At 68.2% G+C, this 13,225-nt stretch carries 10 protein-coding genes and 12 tRNA genes; all 22 read right to left on the bottom strand.

The window, feature by feature from the left end; translation table 11 throughout:
• Positions 1–69: 69 nt before the first annotated feature.
• Complete coding sequence (locus tag WMF43_RS31830; protein ID WP_437670506.1) at positions 70–1,542, bottom strand: flavin monoamine oxidase family protein; 1,473 nt, start codon at positions 1,540–1,542, stop codon at positions 70–72.
• Positions 1,543–1,568: 26 nt separating this feature from the next.
• Positions 1,569–3,356, bottom strand: coding sequence for an ABC1 kinase family protein (locus WMF43_RS31835; RefSeq protein WP_437670508.1), 1,788 nt, complete (start codon positions 3,354–3,356; stop codon positions 1,569–1,571).
• Positions 3,357–3,572: 216 nt separating this feature from the next.
• Positions 3,573–3,833, bottom strand: coding sequence for a hypothetical protein (locus WMF43_RS31840; protein ID WP_437670509.1), 261 nt, complete (start codon positions 3,831–3,833; stop codon positions 3,573–3,575).
• A gap of 36 nt (positions 3,834–3,869) precedes the next feature.
• A complete protein-coding gene (locus tag WMF43_RS31845; RefSeq protein WP_437670511.1) occupies positions 3,870–4,220 on the bottom strand; it encodes a hypothetical protein in 351 nt (116 codons plus the stop codon).
• 1,237 nt (positions 4,221–5,457) lie between these two features.
• Positions 5,458–5,937 carry a hypothetical protein gene (locus WMF43_RS31850; RefSeq protein ID WP_437670513.1) on the bottom strand — a complete coding sequence of 160 codons (480 nt, stop codon included), beginning with the start codon at positions 5,935–5,937 and terminating at the stop codon, positions 5,458–5,460.
• A gap of 112 nt (positions 5,938–6,049) precedes the next feature.
• On the bottom strand, positions 6,050–6,562 hold the full coding sequence (locus WMF43_RS31855) for an HNH endonuclease (RefSeq protein WP_437670515.1): 513 nt from the start codon (positions 6,560–6,562) through the stop codon (positions 6,050–6,052).
• A gap of 59 nt (positions 6,563–6,621) precedes the next feature.
• Positions 6,622–6,694, bottom strand: a tRNA-Leu gene (locus tag WMF43_RS31860).
• 4 nt (positions 6,695–6,698) lie between these two features.
• Positions 6,699–6,780: transfer RNA gene (locus WMF43_RS31865), tRNA-Leu, on the bottom strand.
• Positions 6,781–6,804: 24 nt separating this feature from the next.
• Positions 6,805–6,878, bottom strand: a tRNA-Pro gene (locus tag WMF43_RS31870).
• Between the two features lie 85 nt (positions 6,879–6,963).
• Positions 6,964–7,038: transfer RNA gene (locus tag WMF43_RS31875), tRNA-Glu, on the bottom strand.
• Between the two features lie 43 nt (positions 7,039–7,081).
• Positions 7,082–7,155 (bottom strand) — tRNA-Gly (locus WMF43_RS31880).
• Between the two features lie 229 nt (positions 7,156–7,384).
• Positions 7,385–7,456 (bottom strand) — tRNA-Ala (locus WMF43_RS31885).
• A 105-nt stretch (positions 7,457–7,561) separates the two neighbouring features.
• Positions 7,562–7,683, bottom strand: a tRNA-OTHER gene (locus WMF43_RS31890).
• Positions 7,684–7,765: 82 nt separating this feature from the next.
• On the bottom strand, positions 7,766–9,445 hold the full coding sequence (locus tag WMF43_RS31895) for a TROVE domain-containing protein (RefSeq protein ID WP_437670517.1): 1,680 nt from the start codon (positions 9,443–9,445) through the stop codon (positions 7,766–7,768).
• A gap of 115 nt (positions 9,446–9,560) precedes the next feature.
• A tRNA-His gene (locus WMF43_RS31900) sits at positions 9,561–9,635 on the bottom strand.
• 13 nt (positions 9,636–9,648) lie between these two features.
• Positions 9,649–9,721: transfer RNA gene (locus WMF43_RS31905), tRNA-Pro, on the bottom strand.
• 99 nt (positions 9,722–9,820) lie between these two features.
• Positions 9,821–9,892: transfer RNA gene (locus WMF43_RS31910), tRNA-Asn, on the bottom strand.
• 166 nt (positions 9,893–10,058) lie between these two features.
• Positions 10,059–10,131: transfer RNA gene (locus WMF43_RS31915), tRNA-Gln, on the bottom strand.
• A gap of 11 nt (positions 10,132–10,142) precedes the next feature.
• Positions 10,143–10,216: transfer RNA gene (locus WMF43_RS31920), tRNA-Lys, on the bottom strand.
• 444 nt (positions 10,217–10,660) lie between these two features.
• Positions 10,661–10,837 carry a hypothetical protein gene (locus WMF43_RS31925; protein WP_437670519.1) on the bottom strand — a complete coding sequence of 59 codons (177 nt, stop codon included), beginning with the start codon at positions 10,835–10,837 and terminating at the stop codon, positions 10,661–10,663.
• An 86-nt stretch (positions 10,838–10,923) separates the two neighbouring features.
• Complete coding sequence (locus WMF43_RS31930; RefSeq protein WP_437670521.1) at positions 10,924–12,132, bottom strand: tetratricopeptide repeat protein; 1,209 nt, start codon at positions 12,130–12,132, stop codon at positions 10,924–10,926.
• A gap of 15 nt (positions 12,133–12,147) precedes the next feature.
• Complete coding sequence (locus tag WMF43_RS31935) at positions 12,148–13,218, bottom strand: protoporphyrinogen/coproporphyrinogen oxidase (protein WP_437670523.1); 1,071 nt, start codon at positions 13,216–13,218, stop codon at positions 12,148–12,150.
• Between the last annotated feature and the right edge of the window lie 7 nt (positions 13,219–13,225).

Here is a 13,225-nt window from a genome sequence, read left to right on the forward strand (position 1 = left end):
GCCGCCTGGTCCGCCGACCGTTGGGTGTGAATGGTTGCCTGCCGACAGAGAGTCTACCACCTCAACGTTTCACCCTGATTTCGCCGGCGGCGCCGAAGCGTCGCCCTTGAGCACCAGGGCGGCGACCTCGCTTGCCACGCGCTCCCCGGATCGCACGGCTCCCTCCATGAAGTTGCTCCAGATCGGCGACGTGTCGGTACCGGACCAATGAATTCGACCGGACGGCTCGCGCAGGGTTTGGCCGAAGGAGGTCAAGACCCCCGTCCGCAGCGCCGAGGCGCAGCCGCTCGACCACTTTTCGCTCAACCAGTCCGTCTCGATGAAGCCGGTGGTGTTCTTGGCGTCTTTCCCGAATAGATTCGCCAGATCTTCGGTGACGGCGTGGTGGCGCGTCTCGAGATCGCTCGGCAGCTCCTCGCCCGCGCCGAAGGCGACCAGCACGCCAGGCGTCCCCGAGAGCGGCGAGGCGTCAAAAGCGAAATCAATCGCCTTCCCGTCGCCGAGGGCCGTCCCGCTCATTCCTAGGTCACGCCAGAACGACGTCTTGTAGACGACGTGCACCTTGTAGTCCGCCACGCCCTTCCAGCGCGCTACCAGGCCGCTGCGCGCTGCTGGCAGATCCGGCTCGAACTTGATGCGCCGCGTGTCCGCCGGCATCATCGCCACGATCACGCGTTCGGCCTCGATGGCCAGCCGATCCGTCTCGACGACCACCGGCCGCGACGGCTCGTCGACGATGCGAGTCACAGGCGAGCCGAGGATCACCCGGTCGCCGAGCTCCTCGGCCATCTTGATCGAGATCCGCTGCGCACCGCCGACCACGACCTTGTCGTTCCCCTCCGCGGAGACGGGCATCAACTGGTCGACCGATCCGCAGCCGCGGATCTGGGCGAGGAACGCCAGGAGCGAGATGTCCTCGGGCTCCACGCCGTACGTGAAGTTGATGGCGCGCTCGATCATGCGCATTCCCCAGTGGGTCGCCGTGTTCTCCCGCAGCCAGGCGAACATCGACTGGTTGTCATACTCGGCCGCGCGCGGGGCGTTCCAGGGAGCATCGAGCGGCAGCTCCGCCGCCATCCCGTCGAGAGCGGCGTAGAGCTTGGCCAGCTCCTCCCTCTCCTCGCGGTTGAGGACCTCGAGGATCCCCGTGCTGCGCACGCCCTCGAAGAAGAAGACCGGCACCCCTCTCTCGAAGCTCTCCACCAGCTCCAGCCCGAGCTCCTCGATGAGACCTTTGACCCGCGTGTGCTCGGGGCTGACCCACTCGCCGCCGCCGTCGAGCATCGTCCCCTCGCCCAAGGGGAGGCTCAGCGTGAGGCCGCCGACCCGATCGCGCGCTTCCACGACGAGGACCGAATCGACGCCCGCCTTCACCAGCGCGCGTGCCGCCATCAGGCCGGACAGCCCGGCCCCGACGATGACGACCTCGGCCCGCCTCGTCTCCCGCGGCACCGGGGTCGAGCCACAACCGCGTTGATGGCAGCCCACGAGCAGGGTCGCCGCCGTCCCGACAGAGCCCTTGATGAGGCCCCTTCGCGTCATGGGGCCGAGGGGCATCCGCGCTCGCTTCACGTGCCGCCTCCGAGGTACGGGTTCGTCCCGACCCCGCGGAACCCGAGGATCCTCACGAGCTTTGCCATGTTCTGGAGCAAATAGAAGGACAGGATGATGACGACGACCCACATGCCGCCGGAGAGGCGCGGCATCGACGCGAAGAGGTCCCTCACCGGCAGGTAGGCGATGACGTCTTGACCCACCGCGGTCTGCTTGTTCAGGTAGCGGGCGATCATGAGCACCATGGCGATCAGGCCGATGTTCATCAGCATGGACACCAGGACCTTCCCGACCTCTGCCGCCTTGGAGATCTGCCCCTGGAAGCTTATCGCGCGCTTCCTGACGAGCTCCGCCTGGAAGACGATGTTCTCCCCCAGCTTCGCCGGCAGCTGCATGAGGTCGTTGATGGCGCTCACCGCCTCGTTGCGGCTACTCTTCGAGGCCATGTACTTGAGCATCCGCCCGCGTCGGCTCTCGTAGTGGCGCTGCGTCAGCTTGAAGAAGTTGATCTCCGGCAAGAGGAAGCGGAGCGAGGCGTCGACCGCGGCCGTGGTCCGAGTGAGGCGCAGGAGCTCCCAGAAGGGCGGGAACCTGTACCTCCCCATGATCTCGTTGAACCGCGAGTTCAACCCGGTCACGGATCTCTGCTCGTAAGGCACTCCCTTGACGTCGGTGAGGCTCTCCCAGGCCTCCAGCTCTCGCATCATCTCCTGTTTCATCGTGTCGATATCGACGTTGGGGAGCCCCGGGGCCATGGTCATGAGGACGTCGACGTACTTGGAAAAGTCGCGCCGCAGCATGGCCTTCAGGCACAGGTTGTACTTCTCCAGGAACCCTACGTCCATGCTCCCGACGGAGCCGAGGTCGATGAGCGCGAATCGGCTGTTCTTCAGGAGCATGATGTTGCCGGGGTGGAGGTCGCCGTGGATCAAGTTGTCCTCTGAGCCCTGCTTGAGGACGTTGAGGTAGAGCCGGCGGCCGATCTTCTTCGGCTTGACGTTGTTCTCCTTGCACCACGCGTGCGCTTGTGCCGGGCGATCATGGATCGCATGGATGTACTCGGACATCAGCACGCCGTCGATGAACTCCATGACGATGACGCGCTTCTTGCTGTAGCGCGTGAACGCCTTGGGTATGTAGACCTTGTCTTTGCGGAGCGTCCGCCGCATCCGCCGCATCGACGCGACTTCCAGGCGGTAGTCGAGCTCGTCGGAGAGGGTCTGCTTGAGCGACCAGTACATGTCGTCCCATCGAGCCCAAGGCCTCACTTGCAGGAGCTTGAGGAGACTCAGGTACGTGCGCAGGATCTGCAGGTCGCGCGCGAAGGAGATCGCGATCGTCGGCCGCTGCACCTTCACCGCGACCTTCACTCCATTTTCACGGAGGCGACCGACGTGGACCTGGCCGATCGAAGCCGCAGCGATGGGGATGAGGTCGAACTGCTCGAACACCTCTTCGAGGGGGCACCCCAGCTCTTCCTCGATGATCTTGCACGCGACCTCACCCGGGAAGCCATGAGCGTGGTCGTGCAGCTTGCCGAGCTCGTCGCAGAAGACCTTGCTGAAGAGGTCCCGGCGCATGGCCAGGATCTGGGCAGCCTTGATCCACAGCCCGCCGAGCCGCTCGATGGCGACTCGCACGTGGCGTGCCATGAACTCCGGGGTATACTTCCCGCCGGGCCCATAGGGCTTCTTCACCCGTCGGAGGAGCATGTACCAGAGGACCGTGATGAGGAACCCGGTGAAGAAGAGAAGGCGCCACTTGAGCACTGGCTTCGGCGGCGGATCTTTGCCTGCTGTCACAGGCGTCCGATGGACCAATGGTGTTGGGATCAGTCTCTTCTTCAACATGCCGTAACCGAGAGCGGCTTGTACGAGCCGGCGCGCACGCCGGCTCCCGGGGGAGCTGATTGAAGCCTCAGCTACGCATCTTCAGGGAGTAACGAGGGGTAGCCGACGCCCTTCGGTGATCGGCTTCCCGAGCGTTCGTAAGCGCGGTGCGGGAGTCCGCGCCCGGAGCTATCCCCACAGCCTTCCGAGCTTGTTCTTTCGGCGCTCGCGCACGATGACGACGACCGGCTGGGTGGAGCGAGGCAGCGCGCCCGCCTCGCTGATCTCGGCGATGACCTCGTGCACCTTGTCCAGGAGCCTGCCGGGCTTGCCCTTGCGGAGCTTCTTGACGCGCTTGCGGCTCTTCTTGCCGAGATCGATGATGATCGGCTGCTGCACTACCGCAGCATCCGTCGTCGCGCTGAGGGAATTCGTAGTATCAATCGTCATGCTGTCCTCTCCAATCTGCGTCGTGACGACGCTACCTCACAACAGTTTGCTGAGCTTCAGGCTCTTCTGCCCCTTGCGGTTACTTCGCATGATGTTGTAGGACAGATCGCGCAGCCAGCCGTTCCGCTTCTTGCGATTGGAGCGGCGGTGCCGATCGAGGTACGCGTCGCTGCTCCTGATGTTGGCCCGAGCCAAGCGCCTGGCCAGCCTCTCGAAGCCGCGGCTGCCCCGGGACAGCTTCTTCCGCTTCTTCTTGTGCTTGAGCACGTAGGCGCCGCCAAATGAGCTGCCAGGCAGCGTGCGGAGCGCGCCCGGCGTCGCGCCCAGCGTCGCGCCCGGCGTCGCGAGCGCGGCCGCGATGTGCGGCGGAAGCACGACCCTCTTCACTGATTTACTCAGTCTCAATTTCATAATGGTCCCTCGGCTGGTGCAGTGTAGCGCGTGCTATGCACGCTTATCTGGTATCGAAAGGGTCCTTGTCTCCGGAGGGTAGGGTGCTCGCAACCGTCCTGTCAATCCTGATTCTCGAAATATTCCATGACACGGGATACGAGGCGGGCGCGTCCGCTTCGGGGCGATCACGGCGAGCGCTGACGGTCCCCTTGATTGCCCCGCCGAGCTGACTGAAAAGCCGGGCGAAGAGCCGGCCGTGACAAACGCCAGCGCGCCTGCCGCCGTGCCGTTTTCCGTGCTGTAGCGAGGTCCGCTCGACGTCATAGCTCGCGCCGGGGTCGGTGAAGACGAGTGTGGGCGCGGGGCTGTTGCAGTCCGGACGTACGAACGCCTTTTCCATGACGCCGCGCCGCCGCGAGATGCGCTGGCCGACCGGAGCTCGCTGAGCGCCTTGGCTTCGTCAGGATAGCCATAGAGCCCGAAACGCCTGCTCTGCGAATTCTGATCGGTGAAGACGGCGTGCTCGTCGGGCTGATGCCGAGTCTACGTTGGAGATCGCCACCCCCGTGCTGTCACCGAGCCAGCTCATTGATGGCCATGAAGTCTGTCTGAATGATGGCCGTCATCGCGCGGCTGCACGCCCACCACGGACGCGATGGTGCTGGCGTACTCGGGCGCGTCAAGGGTGCGCTCCCTGCCGGTCGCCGCTGCGCGCCCTTGAACAGCCCTGCGTGCGCCCGCTGGGTGGCGCTCCGGGTGATGTGCGTACGGATGCCGCCGGCGGGGGTTCCAGGCTCCGGATGGCCATCAAGAAGTCGGCTCACAAAGTGCCCCAAAAGGCGCATCCACCGAGCGCGATAACACGCGTCATGAGCATTCTCCGTGCGACGAGGCGACGAGCTACAAGAGTTGCGACCGATACCGCGCAGAAAACGTTGCCAGCGCGCTCAGTCGTGTTCAGCAAGAGCCGCGCCATGGCGTCGTGGGGGATGAGGCAAGCGGTCAATGCCGCGGACGCATGGGCCTCGTGTCAAGCTGACCGGGTTTTATTGAAGCGAGCAAGGAATATTTCAATTGGACGGGTGATGGCTGCAGCAAGCACTGCTGCGTGCTCCAGCAAGCACCGCTCGAAGGCGGCGCGCAGGTCGGCGAGGATCGATGGCGCTCGGGGCCGGTCGATGGCGGAGCGCGGCGCGAGGACGCGTCGAATCCGGTCCCGTGGGAGGTACGGTTACGGACGTAGAACGACCGGATGTCTGCATCGAGCACCCAGCTCGTCTTCCGGCTGATGGCCTCTGCGAGCGCGTTCAGGGCGTCGTGCTGTCCCCGGCCAGGCCGGAAACCCTACGAAAAAACCCAGGAACGCTCGCTCGTAGATCGGCTCCAGCACCATTCGCGCCGCCTGCTGGACGAGCTTGTCTTCCAGCGCCGGGATGCCGAGCGGTCGCGTACGCCCATCGCCTTTCGCGATGTGCACGCGCCGCACCGGCTGCGGGTGGTAGCTGCCGCGATGGATGCGATCCTGGAGGTCGAGCAGGCGAGCGTCGAGATGCTCGCCGTACTCTTCCCACGTGACCCCATCCACTCCGGGCGCCGCGCGCCTACGCAGGCGCTCGTACGCCTCCTTCAGCAACGGCGCCTTGATCGCGCTCAGCAGGTTGTCGAACCGCTCCCCTTTCTTCTCCTTCGCTCGCTGTCCGATCCGCACCACTTGCGTGGGCGCGCCTTGCCGGTCCTGAGCCCGGGGCGCGTTACGTGCTGCGGATTTCCCCGGCCCGCTCATTCGTCCCCCTACGCTTCGCCGCTTGGGTCGCCCCCGGCGCTCAGGTAACGCAGTACCCCGCCCACGCCTCGGGGATCCGCCGCTCCTCCAGCCCCACGACCGGCGCCGGCGGCAGCCACTTCGGCTTCACCGGCGCGCGCAGCAGCTTCATGCCCGCCTCCTCCGGCGTCCGCCCGCGCTTCATCGAGTTGCACGCGTAGCAGGACGACACGATGTTGTCCCACCCCGTCACCCCGCCCTGCACGCGCGGGATGACGTGGTCGTAGTTGAGCTCCCGGGCCGCCTTCTTGACGCCGCAGTACTGGCACCGAAACCCGTCGCGCAGGAGCACGTTGATCCGGGAGAACTTCACGCCGCGCTTCATCCCGAGCGTCGGCCGCTTGAGCCGCACCACCGCGGGCGCCCGGATGGCGACCGACGGCGACCGGATGACGTCGTCGTACTCCTCGATGACCTCCACCTTGCCAAGAAAGCTCATCGTGACAGCGGTCTGCCACGAGATGATCTTATGAGGCACCATCCATGGCGTCAAAAGCAGCGTCTGCGCGGTCATGTCCCACCTCGTTATCGCCTCTTCTTCTTCATGGTATCGCTCCAGGTTGCCTGCGGAGGTGCCCGGGGAGGGAGTCGAACCCCCAGTAAGCTGGGTCTAAGCCAGCAGCGTTTGCCGTTTCGCCACCCGGGCAGGGTGTCACCGGTGGGACTCGAACCCACATACCCCGAAGGGCGCAGGATCTCAGCCTGCCACGTATGCCGTTCCGTCACGGTGACTCGTCGCGCGTCCGCGCGCGCGGGTCTGGGTGGAGGGATTCGAACCCCCGATCCCCGGCTCCCGAAGCCGGTGCTCTACCAGGTTGAGCCACACCCAGGGCTCTGTCGTCGCTGTGAAATGGCAGGCTCGCTCGCTCGGGCGCGGGCTCCCGAAGTAGCACGCTGGCGAGCGGAGCGGCCCGGTGTCCCCAGCGGGATTCGAACCCGCGTTTCCGGACTGAGAATCCGGCTGCCTGGGCCATCTAGCATGATGGGGACGTGTTCAGGAGAGCCTCGCCCCGGCCGGGGCGAGGCTCATGCCTGGAGCGGTGAGAGAGAATCGAACTCTCGTCGCGAGCTTGGCACGCTCGCACTCTACCATTGAGCTATCACCGCGTGGTCATGGGTACCGTCGTTGCACGGATCAGCAAAAAAAGAGGCGGGCCGACCGGCGCCGCGCGGCCGCACGTCGATCGCGACGGTCGCGTCTGTCGCGTCTGTCGCGTGTGTGCGGCTCACCGGCCGACGGCCCGCCTCGGCGGCGAGGGAAAGGACGGGCGAGGGGCGCCCGTGGGGTATTTTCCAAGGAACAGTTGGGGTAACCCACGTGCTTCGGCCCGTCCAGTGGAGCGACGAGGAATCGAACCTCGATCCCTACCGTGCGAGGGTAGTGTTCTCCCGGTTGAACTATCACCCCGGAACGCTCGCGTCAGATTTTCATCTCACCTCCTTGTTCATTGCTCATTGGACGATCATCCATCCTGTTTGTTTTGTCCATCCCTCGATCTTTTCTCGTCGTCGGCGCCGCCGGCGGGATTCGAACCCGCGACATCCCAAGGTACGATAACCGTCCTCCTTCGGCCCGGATCGGGCAAGTGGGTGAAGAACGGCGTTAGGTGCTCTTCCGGGCTGAGCTACAGCGGCAAGGTCGGATCCGCGAGGATCCGTCGCACGTCTCCAGTCCTGGGACGGACGGGCCGGCGGAGCCCGTCCGTCACGTCCTCTGTCACGCATCACCCCGGGTGAAATCCGCCATCACCTGGGGGGCCGCCCCGTCGAACCCCACGACGTCGAGCATGCCGGGGTCCGATGGATCGGCGATCGAGAAGCCGGTCGACGTCATGCCGACGACGATCAGCCTGGCCGGACGGCCCATGACCTGCCGGTACTCCCGGAGCGCCTGGAACGGGTGCACGTCGCCCGCCCAGGTCTCGTTGTCCGTGTAGATGACGAACGAGTCGACCTCTACCCGGTTCCGCGTCGCCCAGATCATCGGCAGAGCACAGTCGGTGCCGCCGAAGGGGAGATCCTTGACGGAGCGCAGCACGTCGTCGAGCCGCTGCTTCGGCGAGATCGACAGCGGCAAGAGGCTGGAGGCTCCGCCGCCCCACTTGCCGCCGTAACCGCCCGCGGCCGCCGAGAAGCCGACCACGGAGTACTCGCGCTCGAGCCGCGCCGTCGCCATGGCCATCGCCGCGCTCGCCACGCGCGGCGTCAGGCCAGGGACGCCGGCGATCTGGCCGCTCGTCATCGAGCCGGAGATGTCGAGCGCCAGGAGGTGCTTCTTCCCGGTGGGCTCGACCGCCTGAAACGCGAGGTAGAACGCCTCGTTCAGCGCGTCGACGACCTCGCGGACCGGGGTCCACGAGAGCGCGTTCTGGCGCCGGCGGGCGAGCTCGCCGTGGCCCTGCTCGTAGACCCGGAGGGCCGAGAGCACGGCGATCGGGTGGACCCGGGCCGCGGACAGGCGCGCGGCGTCGGTGAGCTGCCGCGCCACCTTGCGGGACGCGTCGCTCATCGGCGCGAGCAGGCCGACCGCGGTCATCTTGCCCAGGTTCCGGAGCAGCGCCGTCTGGGGCATGTGCGGGAGCAGCGCCTCCCATACCGCGGGATCGTTCTTCCACTCGGTCTGGAGCATCTCGTGCGTGAAGTGGTGCTGCGCGATGAGCGCGGCGACCTGCTTCCGGTTCGTCGCCGCCCGGAGCGACTCGAACCCGCGCACGAGGCCAGGAAGCGCCTCCGGCGACAGCGCCTTGCCGCGCGAAGACTCCCTGGCGAGCGCCTCGACGCCGCCGACGATCCAGCGGTACAGGGCGTCGTGCTCCGGGCTCGGCGCCACCGGGTGCGCGAGCCGCAGGAGATCGCGGTGGCTGAAGCCGTCGCGCTGCTGGTACTTGATCACCTGGTACACCAGCCTGTCGATCGGCTTGCCGTTGTACCAGGCAGCGACGGCGGACCGCAGCCCGCGGCCCCACTTGCGGAACCCCTGCACGTCGCGGGCGAAGTGGAAGAGATCCGTCCCGGTGCGGCACACGTCGGGCAGCGCCGCGAGGGCGGCCCGGCGCGTCTCGAGCTTCACGTCGCCGGCGGCGATCGCAAGCGCGAAGATCGCCGGCGCGTTCTTCGGCGCTCGCCCCGAGCGGCTGATCTCGACGATGCGCCGCACGGCGCGGGGCCCGTCCGCGGCGAGGCAGGCCTCGACGGCGCGGGCGTTCTCCACGGTGAGCTTCCGCTCGGACGTGTAGTAGGTACCCCCCTCGGCGCCCAGGATGAGCCAGCGGTCGAGCCTCGCCCAGTCGTCCAGGGCGAAGGTGTACCCTCCGGCGCTGTTGCGCGCCTGGTCGGCGCGGGCCTTCTGCCGCTGCGGGGTGACCAGCGCGGCGAAGTGCTTTCGATAATCGGGCATGACACCACCTCCGGCCCGAGGGCTCGGGCAAAAAAGGACATGCAAGAAAAGGACGGATAATGTGCTCGCGCTCGGGCCTATCTGGAAATGATAACCGAGCGCGTTCGACCCGCCCTGGGTGGACGTACGGGAATCGAACCCGCCTCCGCAGGGTCACAACCTGCCCTCGTCACCAGACGAGTAACATCCACACAAACCTGTCGTCGGGATGGCCGGAATCGAACCGACGGATCTCCTCACCCCAAATGAGGCGCCTTTCCACTAGGCTACATCCCGGAGCGCCTGCTCGAGGCAGGCGCGCGCGGTCCCCCGGCCGGACGCGGAGCGGGCCTCGTCGAGACGAGGCGCGATCCGCGCCCGGGGAGGGGCGCGCGGCTCCGGCGGGAGGACTCGAACCTCCAACCCTCCGCTTAACAGGCGGGCGCTCTGCCATTGAGCTACACCGGAACATGAAGGCGCAAGGCGCCTCCATTCACAATTGCGCACGATGGGTTGTCATGGACCGGGTGACCGCTCCGCCTGCGCCGCGCGCAGGCCAGGGTCGGCGCGGGCGCCCCCTCCCCGCGCGCCCGCTCCGGGTGGGAGCGGGCGGCAGAGCGAGCGCGCCGCGCGGTTCCGGGGGCAGGAGTCGAACCTGCCTCTGCGGCTTCAGAGACCGCCGTCTTCGCCACATAGACGACCCCGGAGCGCGATGAGGTGGACTCGAGAGGAATCGAACCTCCAGCCGTCCGCTTAAGAGGCGGCTGCTCTGACCAGTTGAGCTACGAGTCCGCGCGGAGGGCGCACCTCCGCATTGCCTGCCGCGCCGACAGGCCATTCCCATTTCAAGAGCTCGAACCTCCGAAGCAAAAGGGCAAACAAGCCGGAGCCGCCCGGGCTCACGAAAGCCTGATTGCACGCACATAACCCCTGCGCGCGCCGCAACCGCCGCGCGCGACCATTCCCCTCAACAACCAAGCAGACCGCTCGGCCCACCCAGGGCGACCATTGCCCTCAACAACCCAACAGGCCGCTCGGCCCACCCAGGCAATGCCCACACGTCACCATGGACGTGGGACTTGGACGTCCAGGGCTGCACCCCGAGCGCAATGCCGTCAAGCCGCCCGGCCGACCGGAGAACGAGGCGAAATCAGCGCGCAGAAACGCCGAAGGCCGCCTGCGGTTCCCCGAGGCGGCCTTCGCAAACGTCGCGGATCGACGCGTGCCTTGCCGCCTCTAGGCGCTATTCTCCGGGTTCTCGAGCTTCCGCGACAGGCAGACGCCGCCGAGATCGCCGGGGTTGTACGCCAACGACTTGCCACCCTGCAGATGCTCCCATCCCATCGGCGCTTTGGGGCCTTCGGCCTTGGGCAGGGTGGAGATGCGCTGCGTGCTGTCGGAATGGCGAAGCATGACGAATCCTCTCGTGCCCAATGAGTACTCTCCTTCGAGAGACTGCGCAATACAAAAGTTCCTTGGAGGGATTCTTTTTTTGCGGGCTACTCCGCGCCCGCGTCGAGGCGGAATCGCTCGTTGCACCCGGCGCCCGAGACGACCACATGGCCGCCCTCCACCTTCACGTGCACCTCGCTCGACCCCGGCCAGCGCAGCGCCACCACCGCTCGGCCGGTGCGCACGTCATAGTACGTCCGCTCGCGGTGGCTCACGCCGTTCAGACACACGAACTCGTCGTTCACCATTTTATCGAAGACGGAGCCCGTGCCGTCGAAGGAGGCGTCCACCACAAGCAGACCCCCCTGGACCGATCCGGCCACCTCGCGGATCCCGTGGCAACGCGCGGGCCAACCCCCGGTGTGGCCGCCATCGACGACCACGAACCCCGCCGGCTTGCGAGGGAGGACCACGTGATTCCGGTGGTGGGCAAACATCATGTAGTCGCGCGCGAAGATCCACGGGGGGTCGCCCGCGCACGGGCGGTCGATCCCGCCTTTCGGCTCGCACAGGCGCGCCCTCGCCGCGGCCTCCCCCGCCGCCTCGCCGGCGCCCTCCTCGTCGCTCGGGAGGCCGACCCGCGCCAGCAGCTCGGTCCAGCTCGGGACGATCTCGGCGTTCTCTAGGTCCGTCTTGCGGATCTCCACCGCGCAGGTCGACCTTCCGGCCAGCTTGGCGCGCGTCGCCGGCGACGGCTTGAGCAGGTGCGCGTTGGCGTAGGCGACCCGGGCGGCGCCGGCGTCGCCGGCCTTGTCGCGCAGGAGGCCGAGGTTGTACCAGACCTGCGCGCGGAGCTCGGGCTCCCCCGCGCTCGTGAGCGCCGCGCTGAAATCGCTCTCCGCCTCGGCGCTGTCGCCGGCGGACAGGTGCGCGAAGCCCCGCTCCGCGACCGCCCGCGCGTCGGTCGGATCCGCCTCGACGGCCTCGGTGAACGCCTGGATCGCCGCCTTGAAGTCCCGCCGCTGGGTCGCGAGCCGGCCCCTCGCCAGGGCGGCCTTGTACGTGGCGAGCGCCTGCTTCTCCTTCTCGGTGAGCGGGCGGGCGCTCGACGCCGGCGGGGTCGGCGGCGCCGGCGGGGCCGGCAGCGCGGCGCTGCTCGCGGAAGGCGCCGGCGCGGCGGCGCTCGTCGCGGCGGGCGGTGTGTTGTCGGGCGCCGGCTGGGGCGCGTCGCGGCGGCAGCCCGGCGCGAGGCACACGGCGGCGGCGCCGAGCGCGAGGGAACGAGGGATGGATCGCAGTCGGCTGGTGTTCGTCATGAGGGCGGATCCGGATCACGAGGCGTCGACGCGCGCCGCCGCCGCCTCGGCCGAGCGCACGGCGGCGTCGATGCCGGAGCCGTGGAACGCCGAGCCGGCGAGGAGCACGCCGCTGCCGGAGAGCGCCGCCTCGACCTCCTGGACGCGCGCGGCGTGCGCCGGGGTGGAGACCGGGAGCGCGCTCGCCCAGCGCGAGACCCACGCCCGCTCGGCGCCGCCGCGCACGGGGAGCACGCGCGCGAGCGACGCCTCGGCGCGCGCCGCCCAGCCGGCGTCGTCCAGCTGCTCCAGGTCGGCCGGCTCGGGGCGGAAGAAGAGGCGGAGCGTGACGTGGCCCGGAGGGGCGCGGCCCGCGAACTTCGAGGTCGTGAACGTGCACGCGCGGAAGCCGTGCCGCTGGTGCGCCGCGGCCACGATGAAGCCGGTGCCGTCGAGCGGGTGCTCGATCGCGGCGCGCGGGTACGCGAGCGACACGGTCACGCTGGAGAGGGTCGGCGCGCCGACGAGCGGGCGCGCCGGCTCGCCGAGCAGCGCGGCCGCGCCCGCGGCGTGGGTGGCGATCACCACCACGTCGGCGTCGATCGCGCCGCCGCCGGCGAGATCGAGCCGGAGGCCGCCGGCCGCCCGCGCGAGCGAGGCGACCGGGGCGGAGAGCCGCACGTCGGCGCGCGCCTCCACCGCGGCGCGCGCGAGGGCGTCGGTCAGGTGCGCCATGCCGAGGCGGAAGGTCCGGATCCCCTTGCCGAGCTCGTCGCGCGGCACCTGGAAGCCGAGGAACGCCGCCGCCTCGCCCGGCGCGAGCTCGCGCAGCGGCCCGCCGTCGTAGCCGAACGACCGCACTACCTCCTGGCCGACGAGCTCCTCGCCGAGGCCGAGCGCGCCCGCGAGCGCCGGGACCGCCTCGCTGCGCGCGATGAACCCCTCGGCGCCGTGCTCGATCACGAAGCCGCCGGTCCGCTCGGTCCAGAGCTGCCCCCCGACGCGCGGCGCCGCCTCGACGAGCGTCACCCGGTCGCCCGCCGCCGCGCGACGGTACGCGACGATGCACCCGGCCAGACCACCTCCGACGATGACGACACGACGCATCGCCCGT

The organism is Sorangium sp. So ce131, from assembly GCF_051519095.1.
In the GTDB taxonomy this organism is placed as follows: Bacteria; Myxococcota_A; Polyangia; order Polyangiales; family Polyangiaceae; genus Sorangium.